The sequence below is a fragment of the Peribacillus sp. NPDC097197 genome (assembly GCF_050278025.1).
Taxonomy (GTDB): Bacteria; Bacillota; Bacilli; order Bacillales; family DSM-1321; genus Peribacillus.
Genome location: NZ_JBNNST010000001.1, coordinates 294362 through 314924, shown reverse-complemented (window position 1 = coordinate 314924; position 20563 = coordinate 294362). Strand labels below are relative to the sequence as shown.

Genomic DNA, 20563 nt, shown 5'->3' with positions numbered 1-20563 from the left:
TTTAGTCAAAAGACAGTCTCCACCTATATTTAAGGAGCTATATGACTTTCATGTATCAGCATATTATATAGTAAATCCGCCACCTTTTTGGTGTCATGGCGAATGACGTCCCCCTCAAAGCTGAAAATGTGCCCCTGGATGATTTCAAGACCCATTCTTTTTAAACTCTCGACATCATACACAACCGGTTTTGCATACTCCGCATGATACCGTTGCTGAATTTCGGATGGTATTTCTTCAGCATTGACAAGAATGCGATCTATGTAGGCATTCCCCATGTGATCATATATCGCTTTTATATGGTCGCTCGCGCTATAATCCAGTGTTTCCCCTGCTTGGGTCATTAGATTGCAGATGTACACTTTCTTAGCTTTGGAGCGGGCTATTTCTTCTCCGATACCTGGAACAAGTAAATTAGGAAGGATGCTCGTGTATAAACTACCTGGACCAATCACAATCAGGTCGGCCTGCTTAATTGCCTGAATCGTTTCACTGAGCGGCTTTATGTGTTGAGGAGATAGAAATACTCTTTTTATCTTCTTACCTGATAAGGGGATTTTCGACTCTCCCGTTACAATCGTTCCATCTTCCATTTCAGCATGAAGGACCACACTTTGGTTAGCAGCAGGAAGGACTTTGCCACGGACATTCAGGAACTTACTCATTTCCTGGATTGCATGGACAAAGTCCCCCGTCAATGAAGTCATGGCAGCAAGGATTAGATTTCCTAATGAATGACCGGACAACTCATTTTTACTTTGAAAACGGTGTTGAAACATCTGCTCGACAAGTGGCTCTACATCCGAGAGTGCAGCCAAGACATTACGGATATCACCTGGAGCAGGGATGTGCATATCTTCGCGGATACGTCCGGAGCTTCCACCATCGTCAGCAACCGTCACGATTGCCGTTATATCTACTGGGTATTTCTTCAACCCCCTAAGTAGGACTGGAAGGCCCGTTCCCCCTCCAATGATCACTACTCTAGGCTGTTTCTCTTTATCTGGCATCTACTTTCCCCTTACTCTTTTCGATATCACGATGGGACACATGAACCGTATAGCTCTTTTTAAAAAAATTAGAAATGTATTCGGTCAAAGCTACAGAACGGTGCTGACCACCAGTACATCCAATCGCAATAACAAGCTGGGCTTTTCCTTCGCGTTTATAATACGGAAGCATGAACGCAAGCAAATCCGTCAGCTTTTCTAGAAACTTTTGAGTCTCGCCCCATTTTAAAACGTAACTGGACACTTCCTTATCAAGGCCAGTCTTTGGTCTCATTTGATCGATATAGTATGGGTTAGGCAGAAAACGCACGTCAAACACAAGGTCAGCATCAATTGGCAAGCCATGTTTGAAACCGAAAGACATGACATTAACAGAAAATCCAACCTGTTTATCCTTTGAAAACTCAGATGCAATCTTTTCCCTTAATTCGCGTGGCTTCAGCTGGGACGTATTGAAAATTAACTGCGCCCGACCTTTTAATTCATCCAAAAGGTCCCGTTCCAATTTAATGCCCTCTAACGGCCGGTCCATCGGAGCTAATGGATGAGTCCTTCTCGTTTCTTTATATCGACGGACCAAAGCTTCATCATCCGCCTCAAGAAAGAGGATCCTAGGGGAGACCCATGATGTTTCCGTCAATTGATCCAAGGCAAGGAACAAAGAATCGAAAAACTCCCGCCCCCGTAAATCCATGACAAGGGCTACTTTATTCATCTTATTTCCAGAGTCTTTCATCAACTCCAAAAACTTTGGCAATAAAGCGGGCGGCAAATTATCGACGCAAAAAAAACCGAGGTCTTCAAAACTTTGAATAGCCACCGTCTTTCCTGCTCCTGACATTCCTGTTATGACGACCAACTGCGTATCATTCATCTGCCCATCACTCATTCTTTTCGCCCCCTGGAGTAGTAATCGCTTTTATAAATAATCATTAACCTGGATCAAGTCGATAGGAAAGTAACTTAAACTCGGGTGTATAGGTAAAGGTACCGTAGATTACTCCGCTTCCCTGAACCATATAATCTAGAATATGATAATCCCCTTCGGCCATGTCCAGTTTTTTAACATCTTCAATAGGGTGCCAAAATAGCTCGCCTTCTTCACACACATCCACATTGATGCCATCGGAATCAGTAGCAAAGAAAGTAAACATCATCCATTCGGATAATACTTTGTCTCCATCCTTCATAATGAAGGTGAAGATTCCTTTAATGGTGGGGTTTTTCAAGTAAACGCCCGTCTCTTCACGGTATTCCCTAATACAAGCATCCCGGATTGATTCACCAGGCTCCATCTTGCCGCCTGGGGCTACCCACCATCCACGTCTTGGTTTCTTTAATAAAAGGATCTTATTGTCCTTAACTAATACACAGTTTGTGACACGTTGCACGTTCTTCACCTCAAATTGGCCTATGCTCGACTATAGAAACTTCTCCTCTGACTTCCTTAGAGTATCCGTTCAATTCTTAAATCACCGCTAGACATCCATCCGGCGATTTACCAAATGCTTATAGTACAAACAAGCTGTATTTTACATCTTACCTCTATGATTAAACTATGTGTAGTATATCTTATCATTATACTATTTTTGAAATAAGCTAACAATAAAGGAAACTTCCTGGTTTGGTTGATTATTCATGACCACACAATCACTTTGTACCCATAACCCATGTCCCCCATACAAAAAAAAGACACAGATTCCTCTGTGCCCAACACGTTATATAATAAAGGGGGTCAATACTACCCTAACTATACCCAATCTTTATTGCATGGATGTTACAGCCTCGTTAAAACACAATGACGAAGTGTAAATTTTTGTATAAGCGGTTACGCTTTAATTTGCAACTTTTCTTTTAGTTCTTCCACATAGTGCTGAACCGATTGTGCAGCGATACTACCGTCCCCAGTAGCCGTCACGATTTGGCGCAATGTTTTTTCACGAACGTCTCCAGCTGCAAAGATGCCTGGAACCCGTGTTTCCATTACATCGTTCGTCTCGATATAGCCCGTAGCATTCAAGATGCCCAGATTTTCAAAAGGCTTGGTTAAAGGAAGCATACCGATATAGATGAATACTCCGTCTGCCTTTAGCTCTTTTTCTTCTCCGTTAGCCGTTGAAACAAGTGTGACACTACCGACTTTTCCGCTCTCTTCATTGATTTGCTTCAATGTATGATTCCAGATGAAGTCGATTTTTTCATTAGCAAACGCACGATCTTGAAGGATTTTCTGTGCACGAAGTTCGTCACGTCTATGAACGATCGTCACCTTAGAAGCGAAGCGAGTCAAGTAGACGCCCTCTTCAACAGCAGAGTCTCCTCCACCGATGACGAACAGTTCTTTCTCTTTAAAGAAAGCCCCATCACAGACAGCACAATAAGAAACACCGCGGCCACCCAACTCTTTTTCACCCGGGACGCCGATTTTCTTATATTCCGCACCTGAAGAAACGATGATAGAACGTGCTTTGAATTCCTTGGAGCCTGCTTTGATGGTTTTGTACTCTTCCCCATCAATGATTTCCTTAACATCTCCATAAGCGTATTCCGCACCGAATTTTTTAGCATGGTCAAACATTTTTGTAGATAGCTCAGGCCCAAGAATGGTGTCGAATCCTGGGTAGTTTTCGACTTCTTCCGTATTGGCCATCTGGCCTCCTGGCACTCCGCGTTCTAGCATCAATGTTGAAAGGTTCGCACGTGATGTATATACAGCAGCAGTCATCCCAGCAGGACCCGCTCCGATAATCACAACGTCATAAATTTTTTCAGACATAATTCTCACTCCTTCATATTCCATTACAAATGGAACTTTCACTACGGTTAGTGTTCCCTACCTATTATCCTATATAACAAATAATTTTTCGTCCAAATATTTGCTCAACCTAACAGGTTTTGAACAAGCTTTACATACTTCGACAAAGTGGACACCGATATGAAATATTTATCCGCGATGACCTGTTTACTCATCTTTTCGTTTTTCAGCTTATTCCATACATATTCGACAGCTGACGCCCAACCTGCTGGATTGTTCAGCTTCTGATTCGCATGGGTAGCCTCGACGAAGACAGAAAACCACATTAAATAAAGACCTGCTTCATTTAATTGGATAGGGTGAAAATGCTGATATAACAATTCTGCCGTCCGATCGGCAAAACCAATCGCTGTCAGTTGGCGGTCTTTATTAGGTTCCTGCACCATGTCGGCATAATCCTTTTCCCATTCGGTGAAATTCTGCTTCATGCCGAAAACCTGGTTTTTCAAAAGCTTCGGTTTATGAACGGAGTGCTTTAATAGGAAAATAGCAAACAATCTTTCTTCGATAAATTCACTATCAAGCCGTTTTATAATAGAAGGAAGGTGATTTTCAAACCCATCAGAGGTAGCGTTCATATCCCCCCATGGCTCCATGCCTTCTTTTTCTGGATTCATTTCAATGACCTTTTTCCATGCTTTTCTGGCGGCCTGTTCATGTCCTAAATGATGAGCCGATATCGTCAGCCAATAGTAGAACGTTCCGTCACCTTCAAATCCTTGCTTTTGTAGCACATTTAACCATTTATATGCAGATGCATAGTTTCCGATTAATGCAAAAGTGGCACCGAGCTTGAAGCGATGTTCCGATAGCATCGGCCGGATCTTTTCGAGCATCGAAACAAGTTCATCCACCTTCTCATCTTCCTGCTGATAATGATAAAAGACGACTAAATTGCATAGCGCATGCAGGTTTCCTGGGCTTTTTTCCAGGACCTCATCCAATGTGGAGAACGCCTCATCTTCCTGCCCAAGGTAAAAGTAGGCTAACGCAAGGTTATTGTAAGCGGACCAGTAATCCTTATATTCGGCAATCGTTTCTTTTAACACTTCAATCGCTCTAGGGAAGTCGCCCGCTTCCAAATATTCACGCGCTTTCTCCTGTTTGGCAATCAGGCCATCATGCTTGAAGGGATTTTCCTCCGAACCATCTGACTCAAAGGTGATCAGTTCAAGAAGATCCTCAGCGTCGTCACTGAATTCCCCGTCTTCCTCTTTATCCAGGTAAGCACTCGCATGGCGGTATGCTTCCTTGAACATGCCTAAATGGGCATAATTATTGGCTAGGAAGTAATGGCATTCCGACATAAAGGGATCCATTACATCCAAGATATTTTCTAGAAGGTTATTGGAATAATTGTATTCTCCGATTTCCGAACAAGTAATTGCCAATTGGCATGCAATCATCGGTTCAGCGGGTTCAAGTTCCAAGGCACGTTCCAGGTATTTTTTTGACTTTGGTAATTCATGTCTATGATATGCTTTTAAACCCTTGGTGAAGTAATACTCACCAGTTGGGTGAAAGGTTAGAATTTTTGCCTGTTGGCCATAATTAGAGTCTTTACTCATGTAATCCTCCATCTACAAGTTGATTAACTATAGTATTATACCATATGGAAGGATTTTTGCCGAACGATTCAAGAAACTGGAAATTGATATTTGACTTCCTTTTTCTCGATTTGACGGGTGGCCTTTGTAAAAAAAACACCCTCCGAAGAAGGAGGGCAATAGACCTGCTTAGGCCTTTGATTTTGGCTCGTCTTTTACGGAATGCCTAGCTTTTAATACATCAAGAACGGCCTGGAAAGGTAATTCCTGTTCTTGTAGCAGGACGAATAAGTGATAAAGGAGATCGGCACTTTCCATCGAGAGCTCTTCGGCATCGCGGTTTTTGGCAGCTATGATGACTTCAGCCGATTCTTCCCCCACTTTTTTCAGGATTTTATCAACGCCTTTTTCGAATAAGTAGGTCGTATAAGATCCTTCAGGCATTTCTGCTTTTCGCTCTGCAATCAACCCTTCCAATTCCGTTAGGAAATTCACGTTCGTTGGTCCAGATTGTTGCACTTCTTCATCTTTATAAATCGTTGTGCCAAAGCAACTAGTTGCACCAGTGTGGCATGCGGGCCCTGCAGGTACAACCTTCACGACTAATGCATCCTGGTCGCAGTCATATTTCATTTCGACTATTTTTTGTGTATTTCCGCTCGTTTCCCCTTTATGCCATAACTCATTGCGAGAACGGCTATAGAATACCGTCTCCCCTTTTGCGATGGAAAGATTCAAGGATTCTTTGTTCATGTAAGCAAGTGTAAGCACTTCTCCTGTACCAGCATCCTGGATAATCGCTGGAATAAGGCCTTTTTCATCATATTTAATAGTATCGAAATTCATCGTACAACCACTCCTTGTTGTTTGAGAAACGTTTTGACTTCTTTAACTGATGTTTCTTTATAATGGAAAATTGAAGCCGCCAATGCCGCGTCCGCTTTTCCTTCTTCAAATGCAGTCTGGAAATGCTCCGCATTCCCGGCACCACCCGAGGCAATGACCGGAACGGAAACAGCTTCAGATACCGCTTTCGTTAATGCAATGTTAAACCCTTGCTTCTCGCCATCACAATCCATGCTGGTTAATAAGATTTCACCGGCACCACGGCTGACCGCTTCCTTTGCCCACTCTATGACTTCCCATTCTGTCGGTTTTCGGCCCCCATGGGTATACACACGCCAAGAACCAAGTGCTTCATCATATCGTGCATCAATGGCAATGACGATGCATTGCGCTCCAAAGTAATCGGAACCTTCATTGATTAAGTCAGGTCGTAGGACGGCGGCTGTATTTAGAGACACTTTATCAGCGCCTGCTCGTAGAATCTTCTTCATGTCCGCTAGCGAGTTAATGCCACCGCCAACCGTAAAGGGGATGGCAAGGCTACCTGCCACACTTTGAACGACGTCGACAATGGTTTCCCGTCCCTCATGCGAAGCAGAAATATCAAGGAAGACCAGTTCATCGGCTCCTTCTTGATCGTAAAAGGCCGCAAGTTCGACAGGGTCCCCCGCATCTCTTAAGGAAACAAACTGAATCCCCTTAACTACGCGTCCATCCTTTACATCCAAACAGGGGATAATCCGTTTTGTCAGCATTTAACCACGCACCTTTTCCAGCGCTTCTTTTACCGTGAAGCGGTTCGTATAAATGGCCTTGCCGATAATCGCCCCTGCAACACCTTGGGCTTCATATTCTTGGAGTTTGATAAGGTCAGCAAGCGAACTGATGCCTCCTGATGCGATCACATTCTTACCGGTTGCTTCAGCCATCGCGACAATCCCCTTCACATTAGGACCCGAAAGCATCCCGTCCGTCGCGATATCTGTCACGATAAACGTTTCCGCACCGGCATCAGCAAGAATTTTCCCAAGATCGATGGCCAGTGTTTCAGAGGTTTGCAGCCAACCATGCGTGGCCACTTTACCATCCTTCGCATCTATTCCAATCGCGATGTGTTTCCCGTATTTTCTAATCATTTCTTTTGTGAATTCAGGATTGGAAACGGCTGTGCTGCCAAGAATGACACGCTCTACACCGTTATCGAGATAATGGGCAATATCCTCCTCCGTCCGAATCCCGCCGCCGATTTGGACACGCGCCCCCAACTCTTTTGCCGCTTTAATCACGTATGAGTCATTGATGCGCACGCCTTCTTTGGCCCCATCCAAATCAACCATATGTATCCACTCTGCTCCTTGGTCCGCAAAGCTTTTGGCCATATCAAAGGGAGAATCTCCATAGACCGTTTCCTGATTATAGTCTCCCTGGATTAAGCGGACGCATTTGCCGCCCCGCATATCAATCGCCGGGTAAATCGTAAAGTTGCTCATGCTTTTTCCTTCCCTTCCACTAACGACAAATAATTTTTCAAGAGAGACATGCCCATCTGCCCGCTTTTCTCCGGATGAAACTGCATGCCGAACACATTGCCTTTCCCCACGATCGCCGGTACCTCCACATCATAGGTTGCTGAAGCGATCATATACGATTCATCGGTATCCGCATAATAGGAATGTACGAAGTACACATGCTCTTCTGCAAGACCGTCGATTAATGGCGAAGATTGTTTAAATTCAAGGTGGTTCCAGCCCATATGTGGTACTTTATATGTTTGTTCGTTAGCATCGACACCAGTAAAACGAACGACTTTCCCTGGAATAAGAGAAAGCCCTTTTGCCGGTCCATTCTCTTCACTTTCATCAAATAGAAGCTGCATGCCAAGGCAAATCCCGAGTAAAAATCCACCATCGGCGACGTATTGTTTCAGGAACTCATCAAGCTTCTGTTTTTCCAAAAGACTCATCGCATCTCTGAATGAACCGACGCCTGGTAGGATGATGCCTGTCGCTTTGGCCAGCTCGGCTGGGTCGTCGGAAATGAATGAATCAGCTTCCAAACGTTCGAGCCCCTTACTGACGGAAAATAAATTCCCCATTCCGTAATCGACGATCCCGATCATTTACAACATTCCTTTCGTCGATGGAATCCCTTTTTCTCGCGGATCGATGGACGTAGCTTCATCCAATGCACGCCCAAGCGCTTTAAAGATTGCCTCGATCATATGATGCGTGTTATGGCCATAATGAACGACGACATGTAGGTTCATTCGTGCTTCAAGCGCAAACTTCCAAAGAAATTCATGCACCAATTCCGTATCGAATGTACCGACCTTCTGCGAAGGGAACTCTGCACGGAACTCAAGATGCGGCCGATTACTTAAATCGATGACCACTTGAGCAAGAGCCTCGTCCATCGGTACGAAGGCATTTCCATAACGTTTGATGCCACGCTTGTCCCCAAGGGCTTCCAATAACGTCTGCCCTAAGCAAATGCCGATATCTTCAGTTGTATGATGATCATCAACCTCCGTATCCCCCTTCGCATCCACAGTAAGATCGAACTTCCCATGCTTCGTGAACAAATCAAGCATATGCGTCATAAACGGAACACCCGTCTCAATCGACGAATTCCCTTCCCCATCGACACCAAACCTCAAACTTATATCCGTCTCATTCGTCTTCCGCTCCACACTAGCAAAACGCTCCATAACTAATCCTCCTCAAATCGGGGGTCAGACCCCATTTCCCAAGTTCGTAAACTCTTTGAAAACGCTTATATATCAATACTTTCAATGATTTATTTAGGGGTCAGACCCTATTTCCCAAGTTCATGCACACCTCGGGATTCGATGGCGCGTGCGTGGGCTTCGAGTCCTTCCATTCGGGCAAATGCGGCAATTTTTGCCGCGTTTTGTCGGAATGCCGTTTCACTGTACATGATGATGCTCGATTTCTTTTGGAAATCGTCAACATTAAGTGGACTAGAGAAACGGGCCGTCCCGTTCGTAGGTAAGACATGATTCGGTCCTGCGAAATAATCCCCCACCGGCTCCGAACTGAAACGGCCGATAAAGATGGCCCCGGCGTGGCGGATTTTCGCCATCACTTCAAGAGCATCACGAGTCACAATTTCCAAATGCTCTGGTGCCAGCTCATTTACGGCACCAATGGCCTCTTCCATATTCTCACAGACAACAATCCGCCCGTAATCCTTAATCGCAGCTTCTGCAATTTCCCGCCGTGGAAGTAATGCAACCTGCTTCTCCACTTCTTTAGCCACTTCCGTTGCAAGGACCATTGAAGTCGTCACAAGGACACTACAGGCACGAGCATCATGTTCTGCCTGTGATAACAGATCCGCGGCCACTTCCGAAGCAACAGCCGTATCATCTGCAAGGACGGCAATTTCACTAGGGCCTGCAATCATGTCGATTGCCACGTCCCCGAATACTTCCCGTTTCGCCAATGCTACATATATATTGCCGGGACCGACGATTTTATCGACATGCACAATCGTTTCTGTTCCATAAGCAAGTGCCGCAATCGCTTGAGCCCCACCGATCTTGTAAATCTCCGTCACACCGGCAATTTTCGCAGCGGCTAAAACGGCCGGTGTCAACTTCCCGTCTTTCCCAGGTGGAGATACCATGACGATTCGCTTCACACCCGCCGCTTTGGCAGGCATCACATTCATCAGAACGGATGATGGATAGGCAGCCGTTCCACCGGGAACATAGACCCCAACCGCATCAAGGGGCGTCATTTTCTGGCCCAGCATCGTTCCATTCTCATCGGTTGTGATCCAGGAGTTCCTAATTTGTTTCTCGTGAAACATTCTGATATTATCGGCCGCTTCCTGAATGATCGCTACCTGCTCCTCAGTTAAATCCGCTGTTGCCTGTTCGATTTCCTGTTCGGTAACTAGAAACTCATCAAGACGAACGCCGTCGAAACGTTCCGTAAAATTATGTAATGCTATATCCCCATTTTTTCTCACAGCATAAATGATATCCTGTACCGCTTTTCGTTGATCGGCAGTACCTGCATCAACTGAACGCTTTAAGGAAATGCCTTCTGCAAACCGTGCAATTTTCATGTTTCCACCTCATAAACGTACGTATTATTGTTCTATGATTTCAGCTAAACGATCGACAATTTCCGTAATTCGCGCCTCTTTAATTCGGTAACTGACAGGATTCGCCACCAACCTTGAAGTCACATCGGCAATTTTCGCATATTCGACCAAACCATTTTCTTTCAATGTTTGACCTGTTGAGACGATATCCACGATTCTCTCTGCCAAGCCAATTAATGGGGCTAATTCAATCGAACCATTCAATTTGATGATTTCGACCTGCTCACCTTGCTGGCGAAAATAACTCGAGGCCACATTCGGGTATTTACTGGCAATTTTAGGGGCAAATGAGCTGATTTTCGTTCCTGGTAGACCGGCCACCGCTAAGTAGCAAGCACTGATTTTCAAATCCAGCAACTCATAAACATCGCGTTCTTCCTCTAACATTACATCCTTGCCCGCAATCCCCATGTCCGCAACTCCATGCTCCACATAGGTTACGACATCCATCGGCTTCGCTAAAATGAACCGAAGATTTTCCTCTTCCACTTCGATGATTAACTTACGGGAATCATCAAACTCAGGAGGTAGACGGAAGCCGGCCTTCCTTAATAGCTCCGCCGCTTCTTCAAAAATTCTGCCTTTAGGCATCGCTATTGTTAAAAAGCTATTACTCATCTTGTCCATTCCCCCCATTCCCTACAAACATATGCACATCAGAAAAAGTTCTTGTAAACGCATCGACATTTTGTACGACCGTAATATCTTGAATCGTGATTCTCTTGCCTTCCAATCGTTTCGATTTCGCAAAATCAAGGGCTTCCGCTCGGCGCTCCGGACTGAACAAAATGCATTCCGGTGCAATTAGCTGACTAGGTTCACCTAGTGCTTCGGCAAGGCGGTCGACACGAATTGCAAAACCAGTGGCAGAGGCATCCCATCCGAATTTTTCAAGTAAGTTGTCATAACGTCCACCATTCCCGATCGGCGACCCGACTTGACCTGCATACACTTCGAACAGCGTTCCGGTGTAATAACTCATATGACTGACTAGCGTTAAATCAAGGTTCACATACTGATCGACACCGAATTCCTTCAGCTGTACAGCCAATTCCCCCAGTTCATCGAGTGAATCCTGTCCTTTTCCATTCTCAAGCAGCGCCATTGCTTTTGACAAAGTGCCCTCACTTCCTCTTAAGGAAATGAATTCGATGAGCCTTTGTTTATCAATAGAAGAAAGCGGAAGCGATTTTACATGTTCACGAAAACCAACATAGTTCTTCTCATATAACAATTTTCGTAAAATCGAAGCTCTTTCTTCCGTCCCTAATATGCTTAAGAAGAATTCCTGTAAAAATCCGATATGCCCGATGGATATTTTGAAATCCTCGAGGCCGGCAGCCTTCAGGACATCGGTAAGTAACGCGATCATTTCCGCATCTGCACTGATTGATTTGTTTCCAATACATTCAATCCCGATTTGCTCGAACTCAGCCGGTCTCCCGCCTTCACGTTGCTGGGCGCGATACACATTCGCTGAATAGGCTAGACGAAGTGGGATTTGTTGTTTAAGCAGTTTCGATGCCGCCACCCGGGCGATCGGAGCCGTCATATCCGGTCGAAGCACAAGCGTATGTCCCTGAGCATCAAGCAGTTTAAATAATTGCTGATCCAAAATGGCAGAAGCTTCCCCGATCGTTTCGTAATATTCCAAAGCAGGTGTTTCAATAAATTGATACCCCCACTTCTTGATCTCATCACTCATCTTATTTCGAACCGATACTTTGGTTTCGTATAGCATCGGTAATGTATCTCTCATCCCTAACGGTTTCTCAAACATAAATGGCTTAGTCACGACTGCACATCCTTTTGGAATAATGGGTACTGTATGTATTTCCATTCGACCCCCCTCTTTTAAAATGCAGGGCCTTGATAAATTAAATATGTGTATACTTATATCTTTCCTATATGCCAATCTTAAAACCCCACTATGGGTCACATGTAAAATACTATCAAAAAAACTAACATAATCCTATAAATAATCGCAATTATCTATCAAATTGCTTTAGTTCGCTAATATGGTAACAAGATGAAGTTATTACTAGTGTACTCCTGCCCCCACCTCCCGTCAATGAAAAAAGGGGGTCAGACCCTATTTCCCAAACTCCTTATAAGCACCCGAGACTTACAGCGGCGTGGTTTTTGAAAAAAACAGGAGGGGTCAGACCCTATTTCCCGGTCCTTTTCTACTATCTTTGTTCGATTTTCATTATTGTTGTATATCTTTTGGTATGGAGGATTTATAATTTTTAGTGGTTTAGGTGTATTTTAACTTCTTAGGGGGAAATGATTTTGAAGAGATTTTTGTCGTTTATTGTTGCAAGTGTCATCATTTTTACGTTCGGGTTTGGCGGGGATAAGGGATTTGCCGCAATGAAAATCAATCAAGATGAGCTGAATGCCTATCTTGCTGAAATAAGAATGACGGAAGACGAGTTAAAAGAGTACTTGGACTACTATGATTTAACTTTGAAAGATTTCGATTCATTGGAAGAGCTACGCGATACTTGTGGTCCCATCGTTACTCCAGAATCTTTACAGGAGCTCCTGGATGAATATGAAATGACCGAAGAAGAGGTTACGAGCTTATTAGTGGAATATGGCGAAATGGAAAAAGGGGAAACCATTCTCGATTCGTTTCACTTCATTTACGATATTCAAGATATCATTGATATGGATTTAGAATCAGACATGGATTATGCCGACGAGGATCTTCTTGATTTGATGGATGGTCTATTTACCGAAGTCGATCTCACAGAAGAAGAACTCGACCGCCTGATGAACCATTTGTTGCCCATCGTCGAGGACCCTTCCTTCGAATCACGCTTAATGGCGATTGCCGATAAGATGGAACAATTGGAATACTTCGATACAATCGATGAACTTTCCGCTGAACAAGTGGCTGAAATGCTTTCAATTTATGATGAATTGCAAAACTTGTTGCAGATTCAATTCAAGTTTTCCTTAACTCATGAAGGCGTTACCTCCACTCTTTCTCTTGAATCATTATTCCAGCTAGAGGATTTAACGAATGCTAGCTTGCTAGTCTCCATCTATGACTTAAGTGGCAACCTCTTGCTTGATTTTAAATTGACTGGGGAAATGATTGGTTCCAATTTAGTGAAAGAAACAGGAAATGACCTTAAGCAAACAACGAAGGTCATAACCAAAGTGGCTGATGTAAAACAAGAAAAGCCTACACATAAAACGGAAAAAGGTGCTTTGATGCCCAAAACTTCCGGTAACTATCTTTTTGGTGCGTTAATCGGCTTAGTGATGATTGCCCTTGCCTACAGGCTGATCAGAAAAGCGACACTCGTAAAATAAGATGAATCCCAAGCAAAAGAAAAAGTGGCTGCTCCTTGTAGCTTCCTGCCTCATAATTGTAGGGTTTTATTTTACGACGACGAATGCCTATACGCTGTTAAAAGGCTATGCCCTCTATAAATGGAACAAGCCGGATAGTGTGGAGTCGACGGCGACCCTACACCAAGAAAAAAAGGACCCTGTTCCTGATCAACTATATGAAAAAAGGCCAGAAATGGGCGACCTGGTGGGTGAACTGTATATCCCCAAGCTCGAAGCAACCTTACCGATTTATCATGGAACAGATGAGGATGAGCTTGAAAAGGGAGTCGGCCATTATGCAGGTTCTGTCCTGCCTGGGGAAAAGGATAATTCCGTTTTATCTGGCCATCGGGACACTGTATTCCGGAAGCTAGGTGAGGTTGGTAAGGGGGACTTGCTGATCACAAAGACAGAAGCAGGCACGTTCACGTATAAGGTAAGAAAGGTCCGTATTGTTGATGCCGATGACCGGACCGTGATCGTACCCAAGCCCAAAGCCACGCTAACGGTAACAACCTGCTATCCTTTTTCATATATTGGTAGTGCACCAGAGCGATATGTATTGATTGCTGATTTACTGAAATCGGAAGTGGACAATTAAAAGAGAGGGCTGCATCCTTTTTGCAGCCCTCTCTCCATTATAAGAGAGTAGGAGGACGGGCGCGTGACCGATAAAAGGGCGCAGGAAAAGTTCTTTCAAATCGTAAGAAACACATATGAAATCACGTCTAGTGAAGAGAATATATCATTGGCAGAGGTTATGGATCAGCTAAAAAAGGATTTGTCCCAGCTAAAAGGACTTACTCATTGAGCAAGTCCTTTTTCTTATAAAGAAGTTTGCTGTTCACGCTTCAGCATTTCTTCTTTGGTATAAATCAGCTGCATCGGATTCCCACCAACGAAAGCTCCCTCTGGAACATCCTTATGAACAAGCGTCCCAGCTGAAACAATTGCCCCATTTCCGATTGTCAGTCCAGGCAGAATGGTGGAATTGGCTCCAATCAGTACTTCGTCCCCAATGACCACCTCTCCCAACCGGTACTCGTCGATCAAATATTCATGAGCAAGAATCGTCGTATTATAGCCGATGACTGTATTCCGCCCCACTGAAATCTTTTCAGGAAACATGACATCCGGCATGACCATCAAGGCGAACGAGGTATGCTTTCCCACTTCCATTCGCAGAAAAGTCCGGTACAACCAATTTTTCATGCCTAAAAACGGTGTATATCTTGCTAGTTGAATCACAATAAAATTCTTCACGACTTTCCAGAACGGGACGGTTTTATACACATGCCAAAGTGAATTGGCCCCTTTCACTGGAAAGCGGGTCGTCCGTCTCATCCCTTAACCTCTTCAAACTTCTCAGCCTCTACTATATCCAATAAATCAGACATGTTCTCCAACATGTAATCTGGATGAAAGCTTTCCAGGAACTCCCGGCCCTTTATGGACCACGCAACACCGGCCGTTCTCGTTCCGGTGTTTTTTCCACCAAGAATATCATGATGGCTGTCGCCAATCATCACCGCTTCTTCTGGGATGGAGTCAAGCTGCTTTAATGCTTTTAACAGCGGCTCCGGATCTGGTTTTGCGTGTTTCACTTCATCCAAAGTGACTACGACATCAAAGAATTGATCAAGTTTGCTTAAGCGTAAGCCTCTTTCGACAATATCCCTTTTTTTCGTCGTCACGACAGCTAGCTTATAGCCACTTTGCTTCAACGTTTGGACCGTCTCGAAAACCCCATCAAATTGGGTTACCAGCATATCATGGTTTTTCCAATTATGTTCGCGATAGCGGGCGATCATTTCATCCGCGCGTTCCGGGTCTATCGAAGTAAACGTATCGACCAATGTCGGGCCTATGAATGGGATAATGTCCTCCCGCTTGAATTGTCCGGGATAATAATGGTTCAACGTTTCCGTAAAGGAGGCGATGATTAATTCATTCGTATTGATCAACGTTCCATCCAGGTCAAATAATAGTGTAGTTATTTTACTGTTCATATGCGGCATCCTTCCTCTGTACACTGCTGTATCGATTCCATATATAAGCGACTACCATCGTCAAGACAATGGCAGTGACCAGCCTTATTAGTAATAAAGGCAAAACCGGAATCCCCAGTGGTATAAAAATCAATGTATCTTCTATAACGGCATGACAGGCTACTAAAAAGATGAACGCGAGGGTCATATCCTTCTTCGAGACATTGTCTTCCTTGGCAGCCTGAATCATCACACCCGCTCCATAAGCAAGGCCAAGTGTCAGCCCTGCCACAAATGGCATTGATGTATTTGGCTTCATCCCCAGGATTTTCATAAAAGGAGCAAGTGCCTTGGAGAAGGCCTCCAGCCATTTTAAGTCTTTCATAATCTGAACAACGACCATAAGGGGTATCACGATGAGCGCCAGCTGTCCAATTCCGTATAGAGCCTGAATGACCCCATGTAATAGAATCGCACCCGTCCCGGTAATCACGACTGTCTCCGGAACCGCAAAACCTTGGGCCATTTCCGTTCCACCTTGCCAAACGAGATTGATGATGACGGCAGACACTAGGGCGAGACCAAACCTGACCAGCAAAATGACCCACAGCTTGACGCCCGTTTTCATGGCTACCCCCGATTCGATAAATAAATTGTGTGAAAAGGATAACATCACGGCAATGATGAAGACTTCCTTTACCGTGAGATCGAGCGTCAAGATTCCTGCAATTGCCGCATATAAATTCAAGAAGTTCCCTAGTACAAGCGGGATGGCCGCATCACCAGGGAGACCGATTAAATTCATCAGTGGCGCAATTAAGTCAATCATCCATGGTAATACAGGTGTATACTGAAGCACCGTCACAATCAATGTAACCGGAAAAATGATTTTCCCCAATGTCCAAGTAGTATTTAAACCAGAAAGAATTCCCCTCTTAACGGAATCTACTATCACTATGCCCTCTCCCTTTACACATATTCTCTATGCATCTAAATATCGTTTATCCGCATGACCACGGAACCTTCTATAAAGAATGAAAGCAACAGCAATAATGATCAAGACAATGGAAATCACTTGGGCAATCCGAAGTGAATCCGTTAGCATCAAACTATCGGTCCGCAGCCCTTCAATGAAAAAGCGACCAACTGAATACCATAGAACGTATGTTAAAAATAACTCTCCCCTACGCAAGTTCACTTTACGCAATAATAGGAGGATGACCACGCCAACTATGTTCCAGACCGATTCGTATAAAAAGGTCGGGTGATAATACGTTCCATTTATGTACATTTGATTAATAATGAACTCTGGAAGATGTAAGTTTTCCAAGAAGGCCCTGGTTACTTCCCCACCGTGCGCTTCTTGGTTCATGAAATTGCCCCAACGGCCAATGGCCTGACCTAGCAACAAACTTGGAGCAGCGATATCCGCCAACTTCCAAAATGATACGTTCTTTACCTTTGCGAAGATGATGGCGGTTAGGACCGAACCGATTAATGCCCCATGGATGGCAATTCCGCCATTCCATATTTTAATGATGTCCCCGGGGTTTTGTGAATAATAATCCCATTGGAAGATAACATAATAAATGCGTGCACATATAATCGCAATGGGCACTGCAAAAAGGATCATATCCGTAAATAGTTCCTTGTCCAGACCTCGGCGTTCTGATTCCCTTAAGGCAATGATAAGGCCCAGTAGTACCCCAAACCCGATAATCAGCCCATACCAATGTATCTGGATGGAACCAAGTTCAATCGCGATCGGATTTAGTGGTTGAATTCCTTGCTCCATTTTGTCCCCTCTTTTCTGATAACTTTACTTAAAATTCATCGTTGTCCGAATCGGCAATAGCATTATTTAAACGATCCGAAAATTGTTCCGCCGCATTAACACCCATGCGTTTTAACCGGTAATTCATGGCGGCCACTTCAATGATGACAGCTAAATTTCGTCCTGGACGAACCGGAACGGTGATTTTCGTAATCTCTGTATCAATGATTTTCATTGTCTCTTCATCCAGACCGACCCGGTCATATTGCTTATTCTTTTCCCAAAGTTCCAGATTGATGACGATGGAAATTTTCTTGTGGCTCCGAACAGCTCCGGCCCCAAATAACGTCATAACATTGATGATGCCCAGTCCCCGGATTTCAAGAAGGTGCTCAATTAAATCCGGAGCATTCCCGACAAGCATATCCTGATCTTCCTGGCGGATTTCGACGCAATCATCGGCTACAAGACGATGTCCTCGTTTAACCAGTTCGAGCGCCGTCTCACTCTTACCGACCCCGCTTTTTCCGGTAATCAGTACACCCAATCCATAGATATCCACTAACACACCATGAATCGCTGTAGTGGGGGCTAATTTACTTTCGAGAAAGTTCGTCAGACGGCTGAATAACCTCGTTGTCTTCATGGAGGACCGCATGACAGGAACGGACTCGCGTTCCGACGCTTCAATCAACTCGATAGGCACTTCCTGACCACGAGTGATGATGATTCCTGGTGTATAGTCTCTACATAGTTCTTCCATCCTTTGAATTCGATCGGCCTCATTCAGACGGTTGAAGAACGACATCTCCGTCATTCCCAGGAGTTGTACGCGATCTGCAGGATAATAGTCGAAGAAACCGGCTATTTCCAATCCTGGTCGAGAAAGGTCACTTGTAACGATTGGACGGTTGATGCCTTCTTCACCACTGATAAGTTCAAGATCAAATGCTTCGACTACATCCTTTGTACGGACTTTTGCCATATATCTTTCCTCCTTTTTTGGAGCGATGTTTATTTTTAGCGATACTTTTTCATTTTAGCATTATTCTGTAAATAACCAAACCACGCATGATCAATTTATTCTTTTTTCCTATCTGGAAGCTACTTTACCCCTTTCCCATTTGATTATAATGAAGAATACAGGATTTCGAAAGGAAGGGATAACCCATGAAAATCGTACTTGATGCCGGCCACGGTTATTCGACTCCCGGCAAGCGATCTCCCGATGGCATGAAGGAATATGAGTTCAATCGCGAGATGGCTGCCTTCATTAAACACTATCTAGAAAAGTCAAAAGGCATCACGGTTTATTACGCCCACGAAGATGAAAGGGACGTCCCTCTTGGTGAACGAACCCGGAAATCCCATGCCCTCGGAGCTGACCTATATCTCTCCATCCATGCGAATGCCGCTGGATCAGGGAAATGGCATGAGGCAAACGGGATTGAAACTTATGTTCATACCTCTAAACCAAAGGAATCGCTCTCCCTCGCCGAAAAGGTCCAACATGATTTGGTAAAAGCCACACAATTGAAGAACAGAGGAGTGAAGACGGCAAACTTCCAGGTTCTTCGTGAAACAAAATGCCCTGCACTATTAATCGAATGTGGGTTCATGACCAATCAACAGGAGGCCTCCCTTTTAAGAACGGAAGCCTTTCGGAAAACATGCGGAGAGTCCATCGCCAAAAGTGTCCTTGCCCATTATAAGCTTAAAAACGAGGGCTCCTCCACCATTCTGTATAAAGTCCAAATCGGAGCCTTCACGGATAAGAAAAAAGCTGAAACCCTTGTCAAAAAGTTGGCCAAAGATGGTTATGATGCCTTCATTACCAAGCAAACATAAACAAAGCCCGTCAGTCTAACTGGCGGGCTTACGCTTTTTTTTTACTTTTAAGAAACCGTGATGGCTGCCGTTTTCGTGTCGGCGAATACATGGAGGACCGAATCATCAAAACTAGTCGTTTTAAACTTAAGCACTTTTTGAACCACATCACTTTTCTCTTCGACGATGGTCATTCCCTCTAAGCTTACGTTAAAACTTCCTAAGTTAGACTTCAACTCTCCTTCAATCGCCTTTCCTGGAGGCAAAATCAGCTGGACCTTCCCAGTAATCGATTTGGCATGGATTGCTTCACAATCCTGCGCTTGATTCTTGCAGACGATTTCCCCGTTAAAGGACTGAACATCCATTTTCTTGAAGTGCCCATCGGCATTAATTGCCCCATTTAATGTTTCTGCCTCGAGCTCATCATAATTCGTATCTGAAATGGTGATGGTTCCGTTACCCGTTTCAAGTTCGCACGTTTCACCTTTCCCTTGTTGGATATGGATGACACCATTTGCTGTTTTGGCCTTAAGTTTCTCTGCCGTCAGGGATTCTGTAGTGATTGCACCGTTAAACAGCCTAACCTGAATGTCTTCATAGGCCTTGCTCGGAATATACAACACCGTATCGACCTTCATCGTCTTTTCACGGACCTTGAACTTCATTTTCCCAGCGTCGATTGCGAAATGAACTTCCTCTAGGAAGGTTTCCCTCGCCTTTTCTATATCTTCCACCCGATACACTTTAGCAAGACATTCCACTCGTACATCCTGCTGGTCCCAAGTTGCGATTTTCACTTTCCCATTTGCGATATCGATATCGATTTCATCCAGGTACTCATAATCATGTTGAAAAATATGACTGACCTCGACGGATTTCCCAAAGTTAAAATCCAAATCTGTTTCTTTAATCTTTTTATATGCACTTTCAACGAAGCCTAAGATTTTTTCCTTAGAGGATTGTACATTCTTCTTGAAGCTATCCTGGGCACTGTCATCACTTTTCTGATTGACAACAACGGTGGATAGCTCATTTTGCAACTTCTGCTCTTTTGCATCACTTTCCAAACTAGCCTTTTCTAATTCCTCCAACAGATTCAATGCTTCTACTGCTGTCAGCTTTCCTTCTTGTACCATCTCTAATATTCTCTGTTTTTCCGCTTGCATAGACATCCCCACTTTCTTAGAGTACCTTACACATACATACGCCCAGACAGGTGAAAAGTTTCATAATTATCCCAATTCCATTTATCGACAAAGAGTGGCGACAAT

Annotated in this window: 23 protein-coding genes; 4 read left to right on the top strand and 19 right to left on the bottom strand. The window is 44.2% G+C overall.

Annotation, left to right across the window (positions count from 1 at the left end; genetic code table 11):
* Positions 1–29: 29 nt before the first annotated feature.
* The 13 genes from ACQKL6_RS01460 to ACQKL6_RS01400 form a co-directional block, all read right to left on the bottom strand.
* Positions 30–1010 (bottom strand): gluconeogenesis factor YvcK family protein, encoded by a 981-nt coding sequence (locus ACQKL6_RS01460; protein ID WP_402954508.1) that lies wholly within the window; start codon positions 1008–1010, stop codon positions 30–32.
* The gene (gene rapZ, locus ACQKL6_RS01455) at positions 1000–1899 is read right to left on the bottom strand and encodes an RNase adapter RapZ (RefSeq protein ID WP_402991305.1); all 900 of its coding nucleotides are present in this window, start codon (positions 1897–1899) and stop codon (positions 1000–1002) included. The genes ACQKL6_RS01460 and rapZ overlap by 11 nt, the downstream gene beginning before the upstream one ends.
* 43 nt (positions 1900–1942) lie before the next feature.
* Positions 1943–2401, bottom strand: coding sequence for an 8-oxo-dGTP diphosphatase (locus ACQKL6_RS01450; RefSeq protein ID WP_402871330.1), 459 nt, complete (start codon positions 2399–2401; stop codon positions 1943–1945).
* Positions 2402–2838: 437 nt separating this feature from the next.
* Positions 2839–3789, bottom strand: coding sequence for a thioredoxin-disulfide reductase (gene trxB / locus ACQKL6_RS01445; RefSeq protein WP_403079749.1), 951 nt, complete (start codon positions 3787–3789; stop codon positions 2839–2841).
* Positions 3790–3890: 101 nt separating this feature from the next.
* Positions 3891–5393, bottom strand: coding sequence for a tetratricopeptide repeat protein (locus ACQKL6_RS01440; protein ID WP_402870725.1), 1503 nt, complete (start codon positions 5391–5393; stop codon positions 3891–3893).
* Positions 5394–5561: 168 nt separating this feature from the next.
* Positions 5562–6218 (bottom strand): bifunctional phosphoribosyl-AMP cyclohydrolase/phosphoribosyl-ATP diphosphatase HisIE, encoded by a 657-nt coding sequence (gene hisIE / locus ACQKL6_RS01435; RefSeq protein WP_402870724.1) that lies wholly within the window; start codon positions 6216–6218, stop codon positions 5562–5564.
* Complete coding sequence (hisF, locus tag ACQKL6_RS01430; protein ID WP_402870721.1) at positions 6215–6973, bottom strand: imidazole glycerol phosphate synthase subunit HisF; 759 nt, start codon at positions 6971–6973, stop codon at positions 6215–6217. The genes hisIE and hisF overlap by 4 nt, the downstream gene beginning before the upstream one ends.
* Positions 6974–7708, bottom strand: coding sequence for a 1-(5-phosphoribosyl)-5-[(5-phosphoribosylamino)methylideneamino]imidazole-4-carboxamide isomerase (hisA, locus tag ACQKL6_RS01425; RefSeq protein ID WP_402870718.1), 735 nt, complete (start codon positions 7706–7708; stop codon positions 6974–6976).
* Positions 7705–8337 carry an imidazole glycerol phosphate synthase subunit HisH gene (hisH, locus tag ACQKL6_RS01420; RefSeq protein WP_402954523.1) on the bottom strand — a complete coding sequence of 211 codons (633 nt, stop codon included), beginning with the start codon at positions 8335–8337 and terminating at the stop codon, positions 7705–7707. Before hisH ends, hisA begins: the two co-directional genes overlap by 4 nt.
* Positions 8338–8925, bottom strand: a complete 588-nt coding sequence (gene hisB / locus ACQKL6_RS01415; RefSeq protein ID WP_402870712.1) for an imidazoleglycerol-phosphate dehydratase HisB — start codon at positions 8923–8925, stop codon at positions 8338–8340.
* Positions 8926–9032: 107 nt separating this feature from the next.
* Positions 9033–10313: a histidinol dehydrogenase gene (gene hisD, locus ACQKL6_RS01410; protein ID WP_427650379.1), complete on the bottom strand. Its 1281-nt coding sequence runs from the start codon at positions 10311–10313 to the stop codon at positions 9033–9035.
* Positions 10314–10337: 24 nt separating this feature from the next.
* A complete protein-coding gene (gene hisG, locus ACQKL6_RS01405; protein WP_402870706.1) occupies positions 10338–10970 on the bottom strand; it encodes an ATP phosphoribosyltransferase in 633 nt (210 codons plus the stop codon).
* Positions 10963–12192 (bottom strand): ATP phosphoribosyltransferase regulatory subunit, encoded by a 1230-nt coding sequence (locus ACQKL6_RS01400; RefSeq protein ID WP_427650377.1) that lies wholly within the window; start codon positions 12190–12192, stop codon positions 10963–10965. The genes hisG and ACQKL6_RS01400 overlap by 8 nt, the downstream gene beginning before the upstream one ends.
* A gap of 452 nt (positions 12193–12644) precedes the next feature.
* On the opposite strand from ACQKL6_RS01400, the gene ACQKL6_RS01395 reads away from it, so the two are divergent.
* The 3 genes from ACQKL6_RS01395 (at position 12645) to ACQKL6_RS01385 (ending at position 14511) form a co-directional block, all read left to right on the top strand.
* Positions 12645–13679, top strand: coding sequence for a processed acidic surface protein (locus ACQKL6_RS01395; protein WP_402991295.1), 1035 nt, complete (start codon positions 12645–12647; stop codon positions 13677–13679).
* Between the two features lies 1 nt (position 13680).
* The gene (locus ACQKL6_RS01390) at positions 13681–14301 is read left to right on the top strand and encodes a class D sortase (RefSeq protein ID WP_402870697.1); all 621 of its coding nucleotides are present in this window, start codon (positions 13681–13683) and stop codon (positions 14299–14301) included.
* A gap of 63 nt (positions 14302–14364) precedes the next feature.
* Entirely contained in the window at positions 14365–14511 is a 147-nt protein-coding gene (locus ACQKL6_RS01385) for a hypothetical protein (RefSeq protein WP_402870694.1), read from the top strand.
* Between the two features lie 14 nt (positions 14512–14525).
* Here ACQKL6_RS01385 and ACQKL6_RS01380 read toward each other — a convergent pair whose 3' ends face one another.
* Genes ACQKL6_RS01380 through hprK form a run of 5 tightly spaced genes read right to left on the bottom strand, consistent with a single transcriptional unit; the run spans position 14526 to position 18447 of the window.
* Entirely contained in the window at positions 14526–15044 is a 519-nt protein-coding gene (locus ACQKL6_RS01380; RefSeq protein WP_402954544.1) for an acyltransferase, read from the bottom strand.
* Positions 15041–15709: a pyrophosphatase PpaX gene (gene ppaX / locus ACQKL6_RS01375; RefSeq protein WP_427650375.1), complete on the bottom strand. Its 669-nt coding sequence runs from the start codon at positions 15707–15709 to the stop codon at positions 15041–15043. Before ppaX ends, ACQKL6_RS01380 begins: the two co-directional genes overlap by 4 nt.
* Positions 15699–16643 carry a nucleoside recognition domain-containing protein gene (locus ACQKL6_RS01370; RefSeq protein WP_427650373.1) on the bottom strand — a complete coding sequence of 315 codons (945 nt, stop codon included), beginning with the start codon at positions 16641–16643 and terminating at the stop codon, positions 15699–15701. The genes ppaX and ACQKL6_RS01370 overlap by 11 nt, the downstream gene beginning before the upstream one ends.
* 27 nt (positions 16644–16670) lie before the next feature.
* On the bottom strand, positions 16671–17483 hold the full coding sequence (gene lgt / locus ACQKL6_RS01365) for a prolipoprotein diacylglyceryl transferase (RefSeq protein ID WP_402870683.1): 813 nt from the start codon (positions 17481–17483) through the stop codon (positions 16671–16673).
* Positions 17484–17511: 28 nt separating this feature from the next.
* Positions 17512–18447 (bottom strand): HPr(Ser) kinase/phosphatase, encoded by a 936-nt coding sequence (gene hprK / locus ACQKL6_RS01360; protein WP_402870680.1) that lies wholly within the window; start codon positions 18445–18447, stop codon positions 17512–17514.
* Positions 18448–18632: 185 nt separating this feature from the next.
* Between hprK and ACQKL6_RS01355 the strand changes: the two genes are divergently transcribed.
* Positions 18633–19310 (top strand): N-acetylmuramoyl-L-alanine amidase, encoded by a 678-nt coding sequence (locus ACQKL6_RS01355; protein WP_427650371.1) that lies wholly within the window; start codon positions 18633–18635, stop codon positions 19308–19310.
* 47 nt (positions 19311–19357) lie between these two features.
* On the opposite strand, the gene ACQKL6_RS01350 is transcribed toward ACQKL6_RS01355, so the two are convergent.
* The gene (locus tag ACQKL6_RS01350; RefSeq protein ID WP_427650369.1) at positions 19358–20464 is read right to left on the bottom strand and encodes a DUF4097 family beta strand repeat-containing protein; all 1107 of its coding nucleotides are present in this window, start codon (positions 20462–20464) and stop codon (positions 19358–19360) included.
* Between the last annotated feature and the right edge of the window lie 99 nt (positions 20465–20563).